This is a genomic window from Mannheimia sp. E30BD (assembly GCF_041807785.1).
In the GTDB taxonomy this organism is placed as follows: Bacteria; Pseudomonadota; Gammaproteobacteria; order Enterobacterales; family Pasteurellaceae; genus Mannheimia.
The window spans coordinates 37,883-57,343 of the sequence record NZ_JBGTYX010000012.1 but is presented as its reverse complement, the minus strand read 5'-3'; the positions used below and the strand labels follow the sequence as shown (position 1 = coordinate 57,343).

Sequence of the window (19,461 nt, the reverse complement as noted above, 5' to 3'; positions counted from 1 at the left end):
ATGCGTAAGCTTTTAACCGTGATTAATGCCATCGTCCGTGATGGCTCACAGTGGAATGCTCACGCGGTTTAATTAACGAATTTGTATCTTGCCAAATATTTTGGGGGATACAGTTGCTACATTCGGAATTACCTTGCGCCGAACACCACAATGGTTTTGCCGTGTGCGGAAATTAAACCTTCGTCTTCCAGCATTTTCATAATACGACCAACGGTTTCACGGGAACAGCCCACCATTTGCCCAATTTCTTGACGGGTGATTTTGATCTGCATACCTTGTGGGTGGGTCATTGCATCAGGCATTTTGGCTAAGTTTAGCAAGGTTTGAGCAATTCGCCCTGCCACATCTAAAAAGGCAAGATTGCCTACTTGGCGTGAAGTTTGACGTAAACGGCGAGCCATCTGTGCCGACAAATACATCAAAATATCAGGGTTTAAATGCACCAGTTGTTTAAATTTTTTATAGGAAATTTCTGCAATCTCGCAAGGGCCTTTGGTGCGAACATAAGCGGTGCGTTGCTGTACTTTTTCCTCAAAAAGGCTTAATTCGCCCACAAATTCGCCGGTGCCCAAGTTAGTTAATAGCATCTCTCTGGTTTCATCATCTTTGATGTAAACCGATACCGAACCGTTCACGATGTAAAAAAGCGATTCGGCATCTTCTCCCGCGTGGATTAACGTATATTTCGCAGGATAACGATGGATATGACAATGGGTTAAAAACCACTCCACCGCAGGGTCGTGAATAGAGGGCGGAGGAGTTACATTTTCCAGAGGAGCTGTTGAAAGTGTCATATCTTGCATAGTATTTCCTATAACTCTTTATTCTAGGTTAAATTTTCGAAATTTTAACACGAAATTAACTATTAGCCTAAAAAAGATTTTTTGTCTTTAATATCAAGGCTTTCGTGCAATTCAGACCAAACGATAACGACTTTATCGGCTTTCAATTGGGCGAGTAAACGTTCTCTTTTTTCTTCCAAAGAAAGCTCTGTTTCGCCATAGTCTGTGCCTTCTCGTAAAATGAATGAATCCAGCACATTATGTAATGTGGATTCTGCTAAGTCTTGCCAAGGTATAATCATAATTAATCAAATAAAGGCTTAATAAATGCCCACTGTTTTTCAAAATGTTGATGTTGGTTATAGCTGAAATTCGAGCGAACTAGGCGTAAAAATTGCCCTTCACAGAAATTTACTAAATAACCTGCCAACGCTCGTTCATCTTCAAAGGATTTGCGTTCACGCAGTTTGCTAAGTTGTAAAATATTGGCAAATTGTAATTCTAAATTATCAAAGAATTTAGCCACACGAGCTTTCAATATATCGTCTTCAAACATCAAGGCGTGGCCTGTCAGAATACGGGTTACGCCCGGGTTTTTGCGTGCAAATTCTAAAATCACATATAAAATTGCTCGCACCGAATTGGCACTGCTGTCTTGGCGTTTATTGGCGTGAATATAGCTGGTGAGGGTTTGCTCGATTTTCTCGATTAACGCCTCAAACATTTTGGTTTTGCTTGGGAAATAGCGATACAACGCCCCTTCCGATACCCCCACCGCCGCAGCTAAACGCTCGGTGGTTACACGCTGCATTCCATCTTCAGAATTTAATAAGCCGATTAAAACCTCCAGCACCTGCTGGCGGCGTTCTACCACTGATTTTTTCGGCATTTTAATTTTAGGTTCTGTCATTGCTCATCCTACTACTATTGCTTACCCGAATGCCCGAAACCGCCTTCGCCACGTTCGGTTTGCTCAAAATCTTGCACAATATTAAAACTTGCTTGAACCACTGGCACGAAAACAAGCTGAGCGATACGGTCGCCCACATTCACGGTAAAATCGGTTTGGCTTCTGTTCCAAACTGAAACCATTAACGGGCCTTGATAGTCGCTGTCGATCAATCCAACTAAGTTACCTAATACGATCCCGTTTTTATGCCCTAAACCTGAGCGAGGTAAGATCACTGCGGCTAAGTTGGGATCGGCAATATAAATTGAAATCCCTGTTGGGATCAAAACCGCTTCGCCTGCTTTAACGGTAAGTGGCTCGTTGATTAACGCTCTCAAATCCAACCCTGCTGATCCTTCGGTTGCATAAGTTGGTAGTGGAAATTCACTGCCGATACGGCTATCTAAAATTTTTAAATCGATCTGTTTCATTGTCTGTCCTTTTGTAAAATTTTGTTCATTTTTGACCGCTTGCGATAAAAGCAAATTTTCTAATCTTCCTCATCATCGCATAATGCTTGCACGTTACATTTATCAAACGGCATTACAGTGTTCGTCCACTCTTTGAGCTTACGCGGTTTTTTGTCTGTAGAATGCTGCTCTGTTTGCGTATAGGTTAAATGCCATTGGTAGTAAGGTTTGCCGATATCTTGATAGCGAATTTTTAAAATGGTATCTGCGGTGTCGTGGCATTGGTGTAATTTTTGCACATCTTCTTCTCTAAAGCAGGCTCTAATCATCTCGCCTTCATAAAAGTAAATAGATTGTAATGCCAGTTGGTAACTGTTGTCCTCATTGATTTGCAAGAAATCGGCAAAACTGGCACTACGAGAACCGCCCGAATACATTTCAGACCATACTTTCTCTAACGCAATCGCCCATTTCCCTTCTGCCAAAGGATAAAGTGCCGGAGCAATGCTATAATAGGGTTCTGCTTCCAGCTCATTAAAATTACCTGCCCGATGTTGATAATTGGAAAAATCCCAATGATTTTTCAGTTTATAACCATTACTTTTCGGGAAAAAGGCTAATTGAGGCGTGCCATCGCTCAAATAGAGGTCGCCATTTGCTGCTTGGTATAACCTTACTAAATCTTCACATTTCGGTAACTGGCGGCAAAGCTCCAGCCTTTTCGCCTCATTATCCACCAATTTCATTGTTTGTGCTTTAATCGAACTATTCGCAATTCCGGTTGATGAAAGCATAAGTAGCGAAATGCTGATGATTTTTTTCATTGATGATATTCCTTATACAAGCGGTTACTTTTCTGCTGTTTTTTGCAAATGTTGCCAGGCTTTGATCATTTCCTGCATTTTCGGCGAGCCAGCCTTAAAATTTTCATTAAAGCCACAGCCAAATTCAGGTGAAACCTCAAAATTTTGAGGGTTAAACTGCCAACTTGCGTTATCTTTCACACGAAAGGCAAGATCATAATTACATTCACGCCACAGCTCAAAAAAGCAGTGGTTTGGTTTAATTTCCGCATCCCAAATTGGGCTGATAAGCAGATGCGTATTGTAATCCGAGAAGTCTGTTACGGGCATTTCGCCCCACATCAAGGGTTCAGATAAATGGATACTTGTAATCGTACTCTCTTTTAACGGCTTTTCCTGCTTATATTTTGCCCTTGTTTTATTACCATCGTAGAAAATTGTCGTTTCCACAGGTAATGGCAGATATTTGGCTGTCATCGGCTCAGTTGTGATAAATTTCGGTGTTGGATCGGCTTTCCCCAAACTTTGTCCAAGCAGGTGAAAAAATACTATCATAGCAAGTGCTACCAAGACAAAAATAGCCCCTAAGATTATCAAAATCTTTTTCGCCATTTGAAGCTCCATCTTTTATTCAATTTGCAAATTTTTAGTGGTTTTTGACCGCTTACAAGCGGTTATTTTTTGTGTTTTTTTGCGACATTTTACTGCGGATTATCGCCAAAAATTCATCAATCTGAGCCTGCCCCCCAAAGGCACTTTTCGGAATAACGTGGCTGACAACACCTCTATCAAAAAAGATTAATACGAAATCTTTGCTCTGTTCAACGGCATAGAATTTTTCATAAAGGCTGAGGCTTGAACCCATATCACTTTGGTGAAACAGCTCTTTCTCACGTAGCTCAATACGATTATTCATCAGTAAGGCATAATAGTGCTCGAACGCTTTGATCCTATGCAATGCCATTTCAATATACGGCTTAACACCAGCAACAATCGCTAAAATTACCGCAGAGATCACTAACCAACGATTGGTTTGCTTAACATCATTGAGAAACTCATCGAGAGTTTCACCATAATCATCTCCAAGTATTTCTAAAATAACGCTTTGCTGTTCAAAAAACGTAATCCACCACCAAAGAATAAAACAGATGAATGGAAATATGAGCAGAGCACGAATAAGGTGAGACTTCAAAGTCCATTTGCTAAAAATGAGATTAGCTTGCAGTAACCCTTTAATATAACTTTTGGGGGTTAATTCGTAGTTTAATTGCATTTTTATTCCTATGTTGCCTGAAATCGAGCCACAATTTCCTGCACCAAACTTTCCGCCAATTTCCCTTTATCCGCAAGTGGGAGCGTTTTCTCACCGTTTTTCCAGAACAAGTGCAACGCATTTTGGTCTTGTCCGAATACTTGCCCGCCTGACACATCGTTGGCACAAATCATATCGAGCTTTTTACGTTCAAGTTTGGATTTCGCATATTCCGCCACATTTTGCGTTTCGGCGGCAAAACCAACCACGAACGGACGATTTTGGGTAAGATGAGCGATGTTAGCGATAATATCGGGGTTTTTTACCAATTTTAGCGTGAGTTCATTACTGTCATCGGTTTTCTTGATTTTCTGGTCGGAAATTTCCGCCATTCGATAATCCGCCACTGCCGCACAGCCGATAAAAATTGCAGATTTTTGGGCAAATTTGACCGCTTGTTGCTCCATCTCAACCGCAGATTCCACATTGATTCGTTCCACATTATCGGGCGTAGGTAAATTCACCGGGCCGCTAATCAGCGCAACGTTCGCCCCACGTTCAGCAAAGGCTTTGGCGATGGAGTAGCCCATTTTGCCTGAGCTGTGGTTGCTAATATAACGCACAGGGTCAATAGCTTCACGGGTTGGACCTGCGGTAATGGTTACATTCAAGCCTTGTAAATCTTGGTTTTTGGAGAAATGAGCCAATACTGCTTGGTAAATTTCTTCAGGCTCAGACATTCTGCCTGCCCCCACATCGCCACAGGCTTGGAAACCACTGTTCGGGCCGACAAACTGCATTCCACGAAAAATGAGGGTGGTGATATTTTCTTGCACCGCCAGTTGTTTATACATTTGTTGGTTCATTGCAGGGGCAAGCAGAATAGGGCTTGCAGTGGCAAGGCAGAGGGTGGAGAGCAAATCGTTCCCCATTCCCACACGCAAGCGAGCAATAAAATCAGCACTTGCCGGGGCGATAACCACTAAATCCGCCCATTTCGCTAACTCAATATGCCCCATTGCCAGCTCGGCTTGAGGGTCGAGTAGGGAAGTAGAAACGGCATTGCCTGAAATGGCTTGTAAGGTTAAAGGTGTTACAAAAGCCTCTGCGGCGGGGGTTAAAACCACTCTAACTTCCGCATTCGCCTTTTTCAAATGGCGGATAAATTCAATGGTTTTGTAGGCCGCGATCCCACCGGAAATGCCGACTAAAATTTTTTTGTTTTGTAACATCTTTACTATCCTTAAAGCGTGGATTTATTTTGCATATTTTAGCGGAATAAGGAGTTGCTCACAACTTCACTATTTTTGCGATCTTGCTCGAAAAATTGAATAAATCCCTTTGTCTGCAAAGGTTGGCTCTTTTATGCTTAACTAAATTGATGGAGGAAAAAATGAACGATTTTTTTGATGAAGATTCTCAAGAGCCAACAATAATGCCGCGTGAGAAATTATTAACACAGGGGGCAGCCTCATTAACTGATGCCGAATTATTAGCAATTTTTTTACGGACGGGCACGAAAGCTGTGCCTGTGTTGGCATTGGCAGAGAGTGTATTGATGGCATTTGGCTCGTTACGCCAATTACTGAATGCAAATATTGATGATTTTTGCAAAATTTACGGTTTAGGCAAAACCAAATACATTCAGTTACAAGCCTCTAAAGAGATGACCAAACGCTATTTGGCTCAACAAATGGAATTTAGCGAGATGATTCAAGCCCCTTATATGGCGATTATGTATTTCCAAACCGAGCTAGAGGAAGAAGATCGAGAAGTCTTTATGGTGCTGTTTTTGGACAACCAAAACCGATTGATTTATAAAGAAAAAATGTTCTTTGGTACGATTAACCAAACCGCTGTTCACCCCCGAGAAATTATTAAAAGAGCGTTAAAATATAATGCCGCAGCGATTATTGTGGCTCATAATCACCCCTCAGGTTCTTGTCTGCCGAGTGAGTCGGACAGAAGTTTAACTAAAAAGATCGAAATGGCGTGCGAATTGGTTGATATTCGCTTTGTGGATCATATTATTGTCGGCAAAGGGGACTACTTTTCATTCGAGGAAGAGAAATTAGAAATGCAGGAACATTCATTTTTGCAAATTTCTGATAGAAAATAACCGCTTGCTTTATTTAACCTTTAACATTTCTCCTGAAATAGTAAAAAAATACGCATATAAATTCTACTTGAATATAACAAATGAAATCGGTATAATCCGCAGTCTTTATTACATAGACTGTGGTCGGGTTAATGCCTGACGAGGCAATCAAAATCGGAGGGGTTGGTTGAGCAACGCCTTTTGTGAGATCGCCCGAACCATTTTTAAGCTTAAAATTATTGGAGAAATTCAAATGTCAAGAGTTTGCCAAGTAACCGGCAAGCGTCCAGCAGTTGGTAACAACCGCTCACACGCAATGAATGCGACAAAACGTCGTTTCTTACCAAACCTTCACACTCACCGTTTCTGGGTTGAGAGCGAAAACCGTTTCGTAACCTTACGTTTAACAGCGAAAGGTATGCGTATTATTGATAAAAAAGGCATTGATGCAGTATTAGCTGAAATCCGTGCTCGTGGCGAAAAAATCTAAGGAGCTAAAAAATGGCAGCTAAAGGCGCTCGTGAGAAAATCCGTTTAGTTTCTACAGCAGAAACTGGTCACTTCTACACAACAGATAAAAACAAACGTAATATGCCTGAAAAAATGGAAATCAAAAAATTTGATCCAGTTGTGCGTAAACACGTTATCTACAAAGAAGCAAAAATTAAATAATTTTGTTTTAAATTTTAGAACCCGACTTATGTCGGGTTTTTTATTATCCTACTTTTTAGGAAATACTTATTACATTAATTGGTTAGGCAAAAAAACTTTCTTTTTTGATAAAAAACGGTATCATTACGCCCCTTAAATGTAACCCTACATTTAAGTCTGTTTCCAACCTATCCCATTCATTTCTTCGGGACAAATAGGGTAAAAACAAAAAAGCTGAAACGCTTTTTTTAATAAGTAGCGAGTCAAATGCCCCAAGGCACCGAGTCTTTCAGGATTCGAGAGCTTAGGCTTCCTCCGCAAGGCACCCGACTTATTTTTTTCACCTCTTTTAGAAGGTTTATTTCAATGACAATTAAAACTCCTATTCAAGCTGTTCTTGCTTCAAACCAATACTTTTTAGATCGCCAAGATGCAATGGAATCAAACGTACGTAGCTATCCGCGTAAATTACCGTTTGCTTACCAAAAAGCTCAAGGCGTGTGGGTAACTGATGTTGAAGGCAATGAATACCTCGATTTCTTAGCAGGTGCAGGAACGCTTGCATTAGGTCATAACCACCCTAAATTAATCCAAGCGATTAAAGATGTTTTAGACAGTGGTTTACCTTTACATTCTTTAGATATTACCACCCCATTAAAAGATGCTTTCACAGAAGAATTACTTTCATTCTTCCCGAAAGATCAATATATTCTCCAATTCACAGGCCCAACAGGGGCTGATGCGAATGAAGCTGCGATTAAATTAGCGAAAACCTTTACCGGTCGTAGCAATGTGATCGCATTCTCAGGTGGTTTCCACGGTATGACACACGGTGCGTTATCTTTAACAGGTAACTTAAGTGCGAAGAATGCAGTACAAGGTTTAATGCCGGGTGTGCAATTTATGCCGTATCCGCACGAATATCGTTGCCCGTTTGGTATTGGGGGCGAGGCTGGTGCAAAAGCAGTTGAGCACTATTTTGAAAACTTTATCGAAGATGTTGAAAGTGGTGTGGTAAAACCGGCTGCTGTTATTCTTGAAGCAATTCAAGGCGAAGGCGGTGTTGTGCCAGCTCCAATCAGTTTCTTACAAAAAGTGCGTGAAGTAACGAAAAAACACGGCATTTTAATGATTGTGGACGAAGTTCAAGCAGGTTTTTGCCGTTCAGGTAAAATGTTCGCCTTTGAACACGCAGGTATTGAGCCGGATATCGTGGTGATGTCAAAAGCGATTGGTGGTAGCTTACCGCTTGCAGTATTAGCGATCAAAAAAGAGTTTGACGCTTGGCTGCCGGCAGGTCATACCGGTACATTCCGTGGCAACCAATTAGCAATGGCAACCGGCTATGTATCGCTTAAAATTATGCGTGAAGAGAATTTAGCGAAAAACGCACAAGAGCGTGGCGAATACTTAACTAACGCATTACGTGAATTAAGCAAAGAATTACCTTGTATTGGCAATGTGCGTGGTAAAGGCTTAATGATGGGTATTGATATTGTTGATGAACGCCAGCCAAAAGATGCAACAGGTGCTTACCCTCGTGATTGCGATTTAGCCATCGCTATTCAGAAATATTGCTTTAAAAACAAATTATTATTAGAGCGTGGCGGACGTGGTGGTAATGTGGTGCGTGTACTTTGTGCCGTGAATATTACCCAAGCAGAATGTGAAGAGTTTATTAAACGCTTTAAACAATCTGTTACCGAAGCAGTGAAAGCGGTGCGTGGTTAATTTGTAATGAGATAAGCGGTTGAATTTTGTAAATTTTTTGCGAAATTTAACCGCTTTTTAAAACACTCAAAATCAAGCAAAGGACATTCTTATGGCAACAACAGTTAATTGGAATAGCTTCTTTACAAATAAAGAAACCGTAAGTGATGACTTTATGCTTGAGCATTCTTTTGGAGAAGAAATAAATATGTCAAACCTAGAAAAACACAGACAATCTCTGTTCTGTAGTGATCCAAAATCCATTGCGGATTATGAATCCGCAATGAATAATGCAGTGAAAGCTGTTTCAGATTGGCTTAAGAATGAAAAAATGTACACAGGCGGTTCAATCAAGCAAATGCGTGCCTTGATTGATGGTTTCAAGCCGAGTAAAGAAGGCGTTGGGGTGCAAAAATCCCTTGAGCACTTAGTGGATATTTTCTTAAATCCAAGCCTTAAGGTTCACCACCCACACTCATTGGCTCATTTGCATTGCCCGACAATGGTAACCAGCCAAATTGCGGAAGTGTTAATTAATGCGACTAACCAATCAATGGACTCCTGGGATCAAAGCCCGGCAGGTTCGATTATGGAAGAGCATTTAATTGATTGGTTACGCCAAAAAGTGGGCTATGGAAACGGCACGTCAGGCGTGTTTACGTCAGGTGGTACACAATCAAACTTAATGGGCGTGTTGTTGGCTCGTGATTGGGCGATTGCAAACCATTGGAAAAATGAAGATGGCTCGGAATGGTCGGTGCAAGCAGATGGTATTCCGCCTGATGCAATGAAAAAAGTGAAAGTGGTTTGCTCTGAAAATGCTCACTTCTCGGTGCAAAAAAATATGGCAATGATGGGAATGGGTTTCCAATCGGTTGTTACTGTGCCGTCAAATGCGAATGCACAAATGGACGTTGAGGCTCTAGCGAAAACCCTTGCACAATTAAAAGCGGAAGGCAAAGTGGTGGCTTGTATCGTTGCAACAGCAGGCACAACAGATGCTGGGGCGATTGATGATTTAAAAGCAATCCGCAAATTAGCCGATGAATACAAGGCTTGGGTTCACGTTGATGCAGCGTGGGGCGGAGCGTTATTATTATCGAAAGATTTCCGTCATTTCCTTGATGGTATTGAACTAACCGATTCGATTACCCTTGATTTCCACAAGCACTTCTTCCAATCGATTTCTTGTGGGGCATTCTTGTTAAAAGATGAAGCGAACTATCGTTTCATTGATTACAAGGCGGATTACCTCAACTCAGAATACGATGAAGAACACGGTGTACCAAACTTAGTGGCAAAATCGCTGCAAACGACCCGTCGTTTTGATGCGTTGAAATTATGGTTCACAGTAGAAGCCTTAGGCGAAGATTTATATGCTTCGATGATCGATCACGGTGTGTATCTCTCAAAAGAGGTGGAAGCCTACATTAATGCTACCGATGGCTTGGAAATGTTAGTGCCGGCACAATTTGCCTCAGTGCTATTCCGTGTTGTGCCGGAAGGTTATCCAGCCGAGTTTGTGGATACCTTAAACCAAAACGTTGCAGATGAATTGTTTGCACGAGGTGAGGCGAATATCGGGGTAACTAAAGTAGGCGATAACCAATCGCTGAAAATGACCACATTAAGTCCGATTGCGACGCTTGAAAACGTAAAAGCATTATTAGCTCAGGTGTTAGCAGAAGCGGAGCGGATTAAAGATTCGATTGTCAATGGCACTTACGTTCCACCAATTGACTAACAGCATTGAAAATAAAAGCGTGTTTTCAGGATTTATTTATGTTTTAATGTTTGCATTCGGTAGTTTTTATCGAATGCAAATTTTTTAATAAGGAGTTTTTATGAAAAAAGTACTGGGTTTAGCCTTGATGGCAATGGCTTTATCGGCGTGTAATTCAACCGCTTCTAATAGTTCTTCACAAGCAAATACAGGCGTTGCTCCGGCGAATGTGATTAGCGTGAAACAGGCGTTAGCGGCAGCAGATGATAGCTACGTTACTGTAGAAGGCACAATATTAAATAAAGTAGGTGATGAAACTTACTTATTTAAAGATGCAACAGGGCAAATTCGTGTGGAGATTGACGATGAAGTTTGGGCAGGTCAACACGTTGGTAGCGAAGGCAATCAAGTCCGTTTATCCGGTGAAATTGACAAAGACCGTAACAAAACTGAGTTAGATGTTAAAAAACTCACGGTAATCAAACCTTAAGCTGATTCCCCGCCTTGTTTGGCGGGGTTTTCATTTAATAGAACGAAATTTTCAGCTCAATAAAGGCAAGTCACAAAGCCATACGTTTTGCAAAAAACGCAAAATCCTACCGCTTGTTATTTCAATATTTCTCTGCAAGATTCTGCAACTTCTTGCAAGATGGCCACATAATCTGTCTCTTTTAAGCCAATATTGCCAAAATAGTGCATTTTCACATCATTAATCCCACAAAACTCAAATAGCCCTTTACCAAGCGTGTGTTCAAAGGCATTGAGAAAACCTTTTCGCTCATATTTTTCATTGGAATTACCCAGCGTAACAAATTGTTGCATTTTCTTGCCTGTGAGTAAGCCGATACTTTCAATCTCGCCATTTTGATAGGCAAAATCATAGCTCAATACACGGTCTAAATAGCCTTTTAAAATGGCAGGAAACCCCATCCACCAAAGGGGATAAATCAGCGTAATCACATCGGCTTCCCGCCAATATTTGTGTTCTGTTGCAATATCGGGAGCGTATTGTTGGGAAAGGGTTTGGCTAAATTCTTGCCAAGTTAAAACAGGGTCAAAATTAAGCTGATAGAGATCTCGCACAACCACATTATTTGGCGAGGTTTCAATCGCTTTTTCTAAAATAGCGTGGTTAAAACTGCGGTTTGAGGGGTGAGCGTAGATAATGAGATGTTTCATTTTCTTACCTTTTATCTTTTTTTGTGTAGCTAATAGAGGATCTCAATGAAATTTCTTTGATGGAAATCAATGTTTTAGCGAATACTTGCCCAAATACCCCATTTGAGGAATGAACGATAACCAGTGAACATTGGATAATTTAACCTATGATAATGGCATTTAAAATGGTGTTTTCTTGACCAATAATCCTAATCAATTACTTCCTCGCCGCAGTTTTTTACGAGGGCAGTTTTTAGATTCACTAAAAAGCGAAAAAGCCAGTCGGCAAGGGTATGAAGCAATTCGTCCGCCTTGGGCTAATTTAGCAAATTTTTTAGAAAAATGCACCGCTTGTAATAACTGCATTAAGGTTTGCGAAACAAGCATTGTTGTAAAAGGGGCAGGTGGTTATCCTGAGGTTGATTTCAGCAAAGGCGAATGTACATTCTGTGAAAAGTGTGTGCAATCTTGCGAAGCTGATGTGTTTCGAGACGTTTCAGAACAGGCTTGGAATCACAAAATTGAAATTCAAGACAGTTGTTTATTGAAACAGGGAACAGAATGCCGAAGCTGTGGCGACAGTTGTGAAATGCGAGTGTTTCGCTTTCGACCGAGTTTAGGTGGTATCGCCCAAATGACATTAGATTTAGAAAGCTGTAACGGCTGTGGAGCTTGTTTAAATGTTTGTCCAACAAGTGCAATTAAAATCAGCCACAGTAATAATACAGGCAAATAGAGATGAGTGAAAAATTATCTGAACAGGAAAACTGGTATGTTTGTAGTTTAGTGGTGCAAGCAAAGCCAGAAAAGTTGGAAGAAGTGAAAGCTGAGATTCTGAACATTCCTTATACCGAGATTCACGGGGAAAAACCAGAAGAAGGCAAATTAGTCGTAACGATCGAAAGTAATGTGCATTTAGCCCTTTCCGATCGTATCGATCAAGTAAGAGATATTAAAGGTGTGATTGTAGTCTCTTTAATCTCAAACTATATCGATGAACAGTAACAGTTATTTTTGAAGCAAACGTGGGACAGTATTATGGAACTCAATCGTAGAGATTTTATGAAAGCAAATGCAGCTGTGGCTGCAGCTGCTGCGGCAGGAATTATGATTCCCGTGAAAAACGTCCAAGCTGATGATAGCGGTATTCGTTGGGATAAAGCTCCTTGCCGTTATTGTGGTACAGGTTGTAGTGTACTTGTAGGTACAAAAGATGGCAAGGTGGTTGCAACACAAGGCGATCCGGATGCAGAAGTGAACCGTGGTTTAAACTGTATTAAAGGTTATTTCTTATCAAAAATGATGTATGGTGCAGACCGTATGCAAGAGCCAATGCTTCGTATGAAAGATGGCAAATTTGATAAGAATGGCGATTTCACTCCGGTTTCGTGGGAACAAGCATTCACAGTAATGGCAGATAAAATCAAAGCTACCATTAAAAGTGATGGTCCTAATGCAGTAGGTATGTTCTCATCAGGTCAAACAACCATTTTTGAAGGTTATGCGAAAGTGAAACTTTGGAAAGGTGGTTTCCGTTCTAATACCATTGACCCGAATGCACGTCACTGTATGGCATCAGCTGCGGTTGCCTTTATGCGTACCTTTGGTATGGACGAACCGATGGGCTGCTATAACGATATTGAAAAAACCGATGCGTTTGTGCTTTGGGGCTCAAATATGGCAGAAATGCACCCGATTTTATGGAGCCGTATTTCTGATCGCCGCTTATCGAATGACAATGTGCGTGTTGTGGTAATGTCTACTTACGAACACCGTTCATTTGAGTTAGCCGATACACCAATTATCTTTAAACCGCATTCAGACTTAGCAATCTTAAACTACATTGCTAACTACATTATTGAAAATGATAAAGTAAATTGGGATTTCGTAAACAAGCATACTAAATTCAAACGTGGTGAGACCAACATCGGTTACGGTTTACGTCCTGAACACAAATTACAACAAAATACCAATGCGAAAACTGCAGGTAAAATGTATGACAGTGATTTTGAAGAATTTAAGAAAATCGTTGCGCCATATACATTAGACGAAGCTCACCGTATTTCGGGTGTGCCGAAAGAGCAGTTACAAGCCTTAGCAGAAATGTATGCTGATCCAAACAGAAAAATTGTTTCATTCTGGACAATGGGCTTCAACCAGCACACTCGTGGTGTATGGGTAAACCATATGATGTATAACGTACACTTATTAACAGGCAAGATTGCATTAGAAGGTTGCGGACCATTCTCTTTAACCGGTCAGCCATCTGCTTGTGGTACAGCCCGTGAAGTAGGAACATTTATCCACCGCTTACCGGCAGATATGGTGGTAACAAATCCTAAACACCGTGAGATTGTAGAAAAGTCGTGGAAATTACCGGCTGGGGTAATTCCTGATGTGCCGGGCTATCACGCAACTGCACAAAGTCGTGCATTAAAAGACAGTAAAATGAAATTCTTATGGCAGATGTGTACCAACAATATGCAGGGCGGTCCAAATATCAATGAAGAGATCTTCCCAGGCTGGCGTAACCCTGAAACCTTTATCGTGGTTTCAGATCCGTACCCATCAGTTTCAGCCGTTGCTGCAGACTTAATCCTTCCAACCTGTATGTGGGTAGAAAAAGAAGGGGCTTATGGTAACGCAGAACGCCGTACTCAATTCTGGCGTCAGCAGGTTAAAGGCCCGGCAAATGCACGTTCTGATACTTGGCAATTAGTTGAGTTCTCTAAATACTTCAAAGTAGAAGAAGTATGGCCGGAAGAACTATTAGCAAAAGCGCCTGAATTACGTGGCAAAACGTTGTACGAAATCCTTTATACCAACGGAAAAGTGGATAGCTACCAAGTACCGACAAACATTCCGGGTTATATGAATGATGAAGCGGATCACTTCGGTTACTACATTCAAAAAGGTTTATTTGAAGAGTATGCAGAATTTGGCCGAGGACACGGACACGATTTAGCTGACTTCGATACTTACCACAAAGTGCGTGGTTTACGTTGGCCTGTAGTAAAAGACGAAAAAACAGGCGAATATAAAGAAACACTATGGCGTTACCGTGAAGGTTATGACCCATATGTAAAACCGGGTGAAGAAGTTGCGTTCTATGGTAATGCAGACAAAAAAGCTGTTATTTTGGGCGTACCTTATGAGCCACCTGCAGAAGCACCTGATGAAGAATATGATTTATGGTTCTGTACAGGTCGTGTGCTTGAACACTGGCACACAGGTACAATGACCCGCCGTGTTCCTGAGCTTCACAAAGCATTCCCAACTAACTTAGTTTGGATGCACCCGGACGATGCGAAAAAACGTGGTTTACGTCATGGTGATAAAGTGAAAGTGATTTCACGCCGTGGTGAGTATGTATCTAACTTAGATACGCGTGGGCGTAACAAATGTCCACAAGGGTTAATTTACTCAACCTTCTTTGATGCAGGTCAGTTAATTAACAAAGTAACTCTTGATGCGACAGACCCAATTTCATTTGAGACCGACTTCAAAAAATGTGCGGTTAAAGTGGTTAAGGCTTAATGTGAATGGGCGAATTCTTTCGCCCGACATTATACCCCGTAGGGGCAAATTATTATTTGCCCATCACAAGCGGTTAAATTTTCATAAAAATTTGCAAAATTTCAAGTTTAGCGTAGGGGCTAATTGCAATTAGCCCCTACAGAAATCGTCAAATTTGCAAAAAATTGTCGAAAACCAACCGCTTGAATTAAGAGGAACCCTCAATGAAAATGGATCCAAATCGCCGTCAGTTTTTAAAAAATGCAACCCGAACCGCTGCAGGCGTTTGCGGTGTGGGAATGATTTTAGGGCTACAGCAACAACAAAGTTTTGCCCGTCAAGGGGTGGCATTACGTCCACCGGGTGCTTTGCCGGAGCAAGATTTCCTAAGTGCTTGCACCCGTTGCGGACAATGTGTGCAGGCTTGTCCTTACGATATGTTGCATTTGGCATCGCTTATTTCACCAGTGGAAGCAGGCACGCCATACTTTATTGCACGGGATAAGCCTTGCGAAATGTGCGTGGATATTCCCTGTATGAATGCTTGCCCAACCGGGGCATTAAGCGAAGAGCTAAAAGACATTGACGATGCACGAATGGGGCTTGCGGTGTTGCTCGACCACGAAACTTGTCTTAACTGGCAAGGCTTGCGTTGTGATGTGTGTTATCGAGTTTGCCCTTTAATTGATAAAGCAATTACCCTTGAAAAAGTACATAACGATAGAACCTCCATTCACGCAAAATTAATCCCAACTGTACATTCCGATGCTTGTACAGGCTGTGGAAAATGTGAACAGGCTTGTGTGCTAGAAGAAGCAGCAATTAAAGTATTACCGATGGATTTAGCCAAAGGATTACTCGGCAGACACTACCGCTTAGGCTGGCAAGAAAAACAAAATGCAGGTAAATCGTTAATTGAAGATGTACACCCTGACGGTTTACGTCCAGCTTATGATGCAAGAATGCCGGAAGGCTTACACGAACCCGTTTATCAACATATGGAAGTAAAACCGGGAGCGAAAGTTGCAACGCCAAGTCGGGCGACACAAAATTATGTACCGAACTCTACGACGGTGGAAGCTCCGGAGCATTTCCCTGATTTAGACTTGAATCTCAAGGGGGTGAAATAATGGCAGCCAATTCTCCAAAAAATGCGGGCTTAGAGGCTCGTCAGAAACTAGGTTGGTGGCACGCTTACCGCTTTTTGATTTTAAGACGCTTAACCCAGCTTAGCATTATTTTGATGTTTTTAAGCGGACCACTTTGGAATGTCTGGATTTTAAAAGGCAATTATAGCGGCAGCTTATTGCTGGATACCGTGCCAATGACAGATCCGTTAATGACAGCCCAAGTCTTAGCGACAGGCTATCAACCTGAATGGACAGTGCTAATCGGGGCATTAATTATTGTTGCATTTTATGCGATTGTCGGCAGCAAGCTATTTTGCAGTTGGATTTGCCCGATGAATATGGTAACTGATGCCGCCGCTTGGCTGAGACGCAAATTAGGTATTCGCCAAAGTGCTAAAATTCCACGCAATTTGCGCTATGTGATTTTGGCAGTCATTTTAGTCGGTAGTGCAATTTCCGGCACGCTATTATGGGAGTGGATCAACCCTGTTGCAGCACTAGGTCGAGCCTTTGTATTCGGGTTAGGTGCAACTATTTGGCTAGTGCTAGTGATATTTCTGTTCGACTTGCTAGTAACAGAACACGGTTGGTGCGGACACCTTTGCCCGATAGGGGCAACTTATGCCTTAATTGGGGCGAAAAGCCTGATTAAAGTTAAAGTGGTGGATCGTAACCTTTGCGATAATTGTATGGATTGTTACAACGTTTGCCCTGAGCCACAAGTGCTTCGAGTACCATTACATGGTAAGCCTGAAGATAGCACTGTTATCTTATCAAAAGATTGTATTACCTGCGGACGTTGTATTGACGTTTGTGCTGAAAAAGTTTTTGCCTTTGGAACACGTTTTCAAGGCAGTATTGATGTAAAGAATATTTAAATTTAGCTTTGTTTAAAAACAAGCATTTTAATGGAGTGAACCTCAAATGAGAAAATATCTTGCCCTAATTTTAGCCGCAATGACAGGCTTGGCAATGGCAGAAGGCCCGAAATTATCCGGTTCTATTGATGATACAGCCGAAAGTGTTGCACCGGGATTTCATAATCCGCAAAAAGATGTAGGGAATATCCCAACAACTTTCCCATTCCAACCACCACTTGTTCCACATAGTATTCGTGGTTTGCAAGTGAGTAAAAACGTGAACCAGTGCTTAGCGTGTCACGCAGTTGAGCCTTCAAAAGTAACAGGTGCAACTCGTTTACCGCCAAGTCATTTTATGGATCGTGATGGCAAAGTTTATGAAAATGAATCGCCACGTCGTTACTTCTGTTTACAATGCCACGTTCAACAAACAAGTGTAAACCCAATTGTTCAAAATAAATTTGAATCTGTACGACAAACGCAAGGTAAATAAGGAGTAAGTAATGATAAGAAGATTTTTTAACTGGTTACGTCGCCCAAGTAGAATGGCAATTGGTTTGGTAATTCTACTTTCTGCATTAGGGGGTATTTTGGCGTGGAGTGGTTTTAATGCGGGGCTTGCTTACACCAATACCGAAGAGTTTTGTTCAAGCTGTCATATGAACGATGTTGTACCTGAATACCGTGCTTCTGCTCACTACTCAAATCGCAGTGGTGTGAAAGCGATTTGTTCAGACTGCCACGTTCCACACGAATTTTTCCCAAAATGGAAGCGTAAAATTATTGCAGCTAAAGAAGTATATGCTCACTATACGGGTAAAGTAGATACTAAAGAGAAATTCGAAGCTCATCGTGGCGAAATGGCGATGCGTGAATGGGAGCGTTTAAAAGCGAACGATTCACAAGAGTGCCGTAACTGCCATAACTTTGAAGATATGGATTTCACCCAACAAAAAACCGTGGCACAGCAAATGCACGCATTGGCACAAGAACAAAATAAAACCTGTATCGATTGCCATAAAGGGATTGCTCACAATCTTCCACATATGGAAGCGATTCAGAAAAACTTCATTCCTGATGATTTGCTGAAAAAAGAAGAAGAGAAGAAATAGCCTAAAGTTGTTCAACAGAAAACCCTCAATTTCGATTGAGGGTTTCTTTTTTCGTAGCCAAGTTAGTAACCGACTGCATTTAGATTTGGTAAAAAATCATTGGAATTTAACCGCTTGACGGCTGTTTCCTGCATACCATCTTCGTGAAGTACAATTTCCCGCCAGCCTTGAGGCAATAAATCTAAAGTAAACTGATCGCAATTCGGCTTAAATTGAATACAAGTAGATGGAGTGGCATAAATCGGAATACCTTGCCACACATCATCGACCTGCTGATGAATATGTCCGTGCACAATTCCTTTAACATTCGCAAATTTTGTTAAAATTTCGGCTAATTCGTTACTGTTTTTTAAACTATGCTGATCGAGCCACGCAGAATTTGTCGGTAAAATGTTGTGGTGCAGAGCAATCAAGCTAAAACGTTGCGGATATTGTGCCAATTTTTCTTCCAACCACTTCAGCTGTAAGTAGGAGAGTTCGCCATAAGGCATACCAACTACTTGGCTATTCAATAAAAGCAGCTGCCATTTATCGCCGATTAAGATCTGCTTATGCGGTAAAATATGTGAATACTGCCCTAAAATTTCTCCCATATTCGGCTGAACATCGTGATTTCCCTCCAACCATACAATCGGCGTTTTTAGTGGTTCGGTAATTTGGGCAAAATAATGATAACCGGCGATATTGTGATCTTGAATTAAATCGCCGGTGGCAAGCACTAAATCAAAGGCTTGTGTGGTCTCAATTTGTTTTTGTATCTGCTCAATGACTGCTGAGAAGCTCTTTACTGTTTTGACATTGAGCAGTGTCTCCTCCGTGTGGGAAAACAAATGCGGATCGGTTATTTGCAATAACCTAACCGTACCGTTTTTTTGCAGTTTAAAGGGTTCACTCATTGTGTGTTTCCATTCAAAATTTCATAAAATTTAACTGGTTAGATTTTATCAGTAAGCGAAAATGAAAAATGTGTTCTATGCCGCATTTTTGAAAAAAAGTTTCTCTTTTTGATAAAAATCTATGCAGCTAGCGTTCTATCAGCTTCAATTAGAAAAAAGTGGAATTTTATTACGAGTTTTTTATAACAGAATAGAATAATTATTTGATTAATATCAATGACATTTTTTTCCAAAACGAAAATAATCACACCTTATTAGATAAAGGAGTAAATTAATATGCGTTCAGAACTTTTAAAAACGCTTTTGCTATCAGGGCTGATTTTGCCGTTATTGATGGCGTTTGCCGTAGGGGCTTACGGCTTGATTGTGTGGCTATTACAAATGTTTGTTATTGGTTTACCGGGGGCATAG

Annotated in this window: 24 protein-coding genes; 14 read left to right on the top strand and 10 right to left on the bottom strand. The window is 41.2% G+C overall.

The window, feature by feature from the left end:
* Positions 1-128: 128 nt before the first annotated feature.
* From crp to coaBC, 8 genes are all read right to left on the bottom strand, one after another.
* Positions 129-803, bottom strand: a complete 675-nt coding sequence (gene crp, locus ACERCG_RS08170; protein ID WP_373611544.1) for a cAMP-activated global transcriptional regulator CRP — start codon at positions 801-803, stop codon at positions 129-131.
* A gap of 62 nt (positions 804-865) precedes the next feature.
* Complete coding sequence (locus tag ACERCG_RS08165) at positions 866-1,084, bottom strand: YheU family protein (RefSeq protein WP_373611543.1); 219 nt, start codon at positions 1,082-1,084, stop codon at positions 866-868.
* A 2-nt stretch (positions 1,085-1,086) separates the two neighbouring features.
* Positions 1,087-1,692, bottom strand: coding sequence for a nucleoid occlusion factor SlmA (gene slmA, locus ACERCG_RS08160; RefSeq protein WP_373611542.1), 606 nt, complete (start codon positions 1,690-1,692; stop codon positions 1,087-1,089).
* Positions 1,693-1,706: 14 nt separating this feature from the next.
* Positions 1,707-2,162, bottom strand: coding sequence for a dUTP diphosphatase (gene dut / locus ACERCG_RS08155; RefSeq protein WP_373611541.1), 456 nt, complete (start codon positions 2,160-2,162; stop codon positions 1,707-1,709).
* 59 nt (positions 2,163-2,221) lie between these two features.
* Positions 2,222-2,965: a hypothetical protein gene (locus ACERCG_RS08150; protein WP_373611540.1), complete on the bottom strand. Its 744-nt coding sequence runs from the start codon at positions 2,963-2,965 to the stop codon at positions 2,222-2,224.
* A 24-nt stretch (positions 2,966-2,989) separates the two neighbouring features.
* On the bottom strand, positions 2,990-3,556 hold the full coding sequence (locus ACERCG_RS08145) for a hypothetical protein (RefSeq protein ID WP_373611539.1): 567 nt from the start codon (positions 3,554-3,556) through the stop codon (positions 2,990-2,992).
* Positions 3,557-3,608: 52 nt separating this feature from the next.
* Complete coding sequence (locus ACERCG_RS08140) at positions 3,609-4,217, bottom strand: YcxB family protein (protein ID WP_373611538.1); 609 nt, start codon at positions 4,215-4,217, stop codon at positions 3,609-3,611.
* 8 nt (positions 4,218-4,225) lie between these two features.
* Positions 4,226-5,428 carry a bifunctional phosphopantothenoylcysteine decarboxylase/phosphopantothenate--cysteine ligase CoaBC gene (coaBC, locus tag ACERCG_RS08135; protein ID WP_373611537.1) on the bottom strand — a complete coding sequence of 401 codons (1,203 nt, stop codon included), beginning with the start codon at positions 5,426-5,428 and terminating at the stop codon, positions 4,226-4,228.
* Positions 5,429-5,589: 161 nt separating this feature from the next.
* Here coaBC and radC point away from each other — a divergent pair, with 161 nt between their 5' ends.
* The 6 genes from radC (at position 5,590) to ACERCG_RS08105 (ending at position 10,868) form a co-directional block, all read left to right on the top strand.
* Positions 5,590-6,315, top strand: a complete 726-nt coding sequence (gene radC / locus ACERCG_RS08130; protein WP_373611536.1) for a DNA repair protein RadC — start codon at positions 5,590-5,592, stop codon at positions 6,313-6,315.
* A gap of 232 nt (positions 6,316-6,547) precedes the next feature.
* Positions 6,548-6,784 (top strand): 50S ribosomal protein L28, encoded by a 237-nt coding sequence (gene rpmB, locus ACERCG_RS08125; protein WP_006251446.1) that lies wholly within the window; start codon positions 6,548-6,550, stop codon positions 6,782-6,784.
* A gap of 11 nt (positions 6,785-6,795) precedes the next feature.
* Positions 6,796-6,966, top strand: coding sequence for a 50S ribosomal protein L33 (rpmG, locus tag ACERCG_RS08120; RefSeq protein ID WP_005613503.1), 171 nt, complete (start codon positions 6,796-6,798; stop codon positions 6,964-6,966).
* Between the two features lie 345 nt (positions 6,967-7,311).
* Positions 7,312-8,676, top strand: coding sequence for a diaminobutyrate--2-oxoglutarate transaminase (locus ACERCG_RS08115; protein WP_373611535.1), 1,365 nt, complete (start codon positions 7,312-7,314; stop codon positions 8,674-8,676).
* Positions 8,677-8,863: 187 nt separating this feature from the next.
* Positions 8,864-10,399: an L-2,4-diaminobutyrate decarboxylase gene (gene ddc, locus ACERCG_RS08110; RefSeq protein WP_373611549.1), complete on the top strand. Its 1,536-nt coding sequence runs from the start codon at positions 8,864-8,866 to the stop codon at positions 10,397-10,399.
* Positions 10,400-10,499: 100 nt separating this feature from the next.
* Complete coding sequence (locus ACERCG_RS08105; protein WP_373611534.1) at positions 10,500-10,868, top strand: YgiW/YdeI family stress tolerance OB fold protein; 369 nt, start codon at positions 10,500-10,502, stop codon at positions 10,866-10,868.
* Between the two features lie 116 nt (positions 10,869-10,984).
* Here ACERCG_RS08105 and ACERCG_RS08100 read toward each other — a convergent pair whose 3' ends face one another.
* On the bottom strand, positions 10,985-11,557 hold the full coding sequence (locus ACERCG_RS08100) for an NAD(P)H-dependent oxidoreductase (protein WP_373611533.1): 573 nt from the start codon (positions 11,555-11,557) through the stop codon (positions 10,985-10,987).
* A 175-nt stretch (positions 11,558-11,732) separates the two neighbouring features.
* Here ACERCG_RS08100 and napF point away from each other — a divergent pair, with 175 nt between their 5' ends.
* The 7 genes from napF to ACERCG_RS08065 all read left to right on the top strand — a co-directional run bounded on the left by napF (position 11,733) and on the right by ACERCG_RS08065 (position 18,154).
* Positions 11,733-12,272 (top strand): ferredoxin-type protein NapF, encoded by a 540-nt coding sequence (gene napF / locus ACERCG_RS08095; RefSeq protein WP_373611532.1) that lies wholly within the window; start codon positions 11,733-11,735, stop codon positions 12,270-12,272.
* A 2-nt stretch (positions 12,273-12,274) separates the two neighbouring features.
* Positions 12,275-12,541 (top strand): chaperone NapD, encoded by a 267-nt coding sequence (locus ACERCG_RS08090; RefSeq protein ID WP_373611531.1) that lies wholly within the window; start codon positions 12,275-12,277, stop codon positions 12,539-12,541.
* A gap of 33 nt (positions 12,542-12,574) precedes the next feature.
* Positions 12,575-15,073, top strand: coding sequence for a nitrate reductase catalytic subunit NapA (gene napA, locus ACERCG_RS08085; protein ID WP_373611530.1), 2,499 nt, complete (start codon positions 12,575-12,577; stop codon positions 15,071-15,073).
* A 203-nt stretch (positions 15,074-15,276) separates the two neighbouring features.
* Complete coding sequence (gene napG, locus ACERCG_RS08080) at positions 15,277-16,182, top strand: ferredoxin-type protein NapG (RefSeq protein WP_373611529.1); 906 nt, start codon at positions 15,277-15,279, stop codon at positions 16,180-16,182.
* A complete protein-coding gene (napH, locus tag ACERCG_RS08075) occupies positions 16,182-17,060 on the top strand; it encodes a quinol dehydrogenase ferredoxin subunit NapH (protein WP_373611528.1) in 879 nt (292 codons plus the stop codon). Before napG ends, napH begins: the two co-directional genes overlap by 1 nt.
* Before the next feature lie 46 nt (positions 17,061-17,106).
* The gene (locus tag ACERCG_RS08070; protein WP_373611527.1) at positions 17,107-17,535 is read left to right on the top strand and encodes a nitrate reductase cytochrome c-type subunit; all 429 of its coding nucleotides are present in this window, start codon (positions 17,107-17,109) and stop codon (positions 17,533-17,535) included.
* A 10-nt stretch (positions 17,536-17,545) separates the two neighbouring features.
* Positions 17,546-18,154 carry a NapC/NirT family cytochrome c gene (locus ACERCG_RS08065; protein WP_373611526.1) on the top strand — a complete coding sequence of 203 codons (609 nt, stop codon included), beginning with the start codon at positions 17,546-17,548 and terminating at the stop codon, positions 18,152-18,154.
* 62 nt (positions 18,155-18,216) lie between these two features.
* Here the strand turns inward: ACERCG_RS08065 and cpdA are convergent, their stop codons facing one another.
* Positions 18,217-19,050 carry a 3',5'-cyclic-AMP phosphodiesterase gene (gene cpdA / locus ACERCG_RS08060; protein WP_373611525.1) on the bottom strand — a complete coding sequence of 278 codons (834 nt, stop codon included), beginning with the start codon at positions 19,048-19,050 and terminating at the stop codon, positions 18,217-18,219.
* Positions 19,051-19,326: 276 nt separating this feature from the next.
* Between cpdA and ACERCG_RS08055 the strand changes: the two genes are divergently transcribed.
* Positions 19,327-19,461, top strand: coding sequence for a nitrate/trimethylamine N-oxide reductase NapE/TorE (locus ACERCG_RS08055; RefSeq protein ID WP_373611524.1), 135 nt, complete (start codon positions 19,327-19,329; stop codon positions 19,459-19,461).

Bases quoted from the DNA above. Each gene is read 5' to 3' on its own strand.
- ACERCG_RS08150 (WP_373611540.1), bottom strand. From the start codon at position 2,965: ATGAAAAAAATCATCAGCATTTCGCTACTTATGCTTTCATCAACCGGA.
- rpmB (WP_006251446.1), top strand. From the start codon at position 6,548: ATGTCAAGAGTTTGCCAAGTAACCGGCAAGCGTCCAGCAGTTGGTAAC.
- ACERCG_RS08165 (WP_373611543.1), bottom strand. From the start codon at position 1,084: ATGATTATACCTTGGCAAGACTTAGCAGAATCCACATTACATAATGTG.
- dut (WP_373611541.1), bottom strand. From the start codon at position 2,162: ATGAAACAGATCGATTTAAAAATTTTAGATAGCCGTATCGGCAGTGAA.
- crp (WP_373611544.1), bottom strand. From the start codon at position 803: ATGCAAGATATGACACTTTCAACAGCTCCTCTGGAAAATGTAACTCCT.
- coaBC (WP_373611537.1), bottom strand. From the start codon at position 5,428: ATGTTACAAAACAAAAAAATTTTAGTCGGCATTTCCGGTGGGATCGCG.
- ACERCG_RS08090 (WP_373611531.1), top strand. From the start codon at position 12,275: ATGAGTGAAAAATTATCTGAACAGGAAAACTGGTATGTTTGTAGTTTA.
- rpmG (WP_005613503.1), top strand. From the start codon at position 6,796: ATGGCAGCTAAAGGCGCTCGTGAGAAAATCCGTTTAGTTTCTACAGCA.
- cpdA (WP_373611525.1), bottom strand. From the start codon at position 19,050: ATGAGTGAACCCTTTAAACTGCAAAAAAACGGTACGGTTAGGTTATTG.
- ACERCG_RS08140 (WP_373611538.1), bottom strand. From the start codon at position 4,217: ATGCAATTAAACTACGAATTAACCCCCAAAAGTTATATTAAAGGGTTA.
- ACERCG_RS08145 (WP_373611539.1), bottom strand. From the start codon at position 3,556: ATGGCGAAAAAGATTTTGATAATCTTAGGGGCTATTTTTGTCTTGGTA.
- ACERCG_RS08055 (WP_373611524.1), top strand. From the start codon at position 19,327: ATGCGTTCAGAACTTTTAAAAACGCTTTTGCTATCAGGGCTGATTTTG.
- slmA (WP_373611542.1), bottom strand. From the start codon at position 1,692: ATGACAGAACCTAAAATTAAAATGCCGAAAAAATCAGTGGTAGAACGC.
- napH (WP_373611528.1), top strand. From the start codon at position 16,182: ATGGCAGCCAATTCTCCAAAAAATGCGGGCTTAGAGGCTCGTCAGAAA.
- ddc (WP_373611549.1), top strand. From the start codon at position 8,864: ATGTCAAACCTAGAAAAACACAGACAATCTCTGTTCTGTAGTGATCCA.
- ACERCG_RS08070 (WP_373611527.1), top strand. From the start codon at position 17,107: ATGAGAAAATATCTTGCCCTAATTTTAGCCGCAATGACAGGCTTGGCA.
- ACERCG_RS08065 (WP_373611526.1), top strand. From the start codon at position 17,546: ATGATAAGAAGATTTTTTAACTGGTTACGTCGCCCAAGTAGAATGGCA.
- ACERCG_RS08100 (WP_373611533.1), bottom strand. From the start codon at position 11,557: ATGAAACATCTCATTATCTACGCTCACCCCTCAAACCGCAGTTTTAAC.
- ACERCG_RS08105 (WP_373611534.1), top strand. From the start codon at position 10,500: ATGAAAAAAGTACTGGGTTTAGCCTTGATGGCAATGGCTTTATCGGCG.
- napA (WP_373611530.1), top strand. From the start codon at position 12,575: ATGGAACTCAATCGTAGAGATTTTATGAAAGCAAATGCAGCTGTGGCT.
- radC (WP_373611536.1), top strand. From the start codon at position 5,590: ATGAACGATTTTTTTGATGAAGATTCTCAAGAGCCAACAATAATGCCG.
- ACERCG_RS08115 (WP_373611535.1), top strand. From the start codon at position 7,312: ATGACAATTAAAACTCCTATTCAAGCTGTTCTTGCTTCAAACCAATAC.
- napG (WP_373611529.1), top strand. From the start codon at position 15,277: ATGAAAATGGATCCAAATCGCCGTCAGTTTTTAAAAAATGCAACCCGA.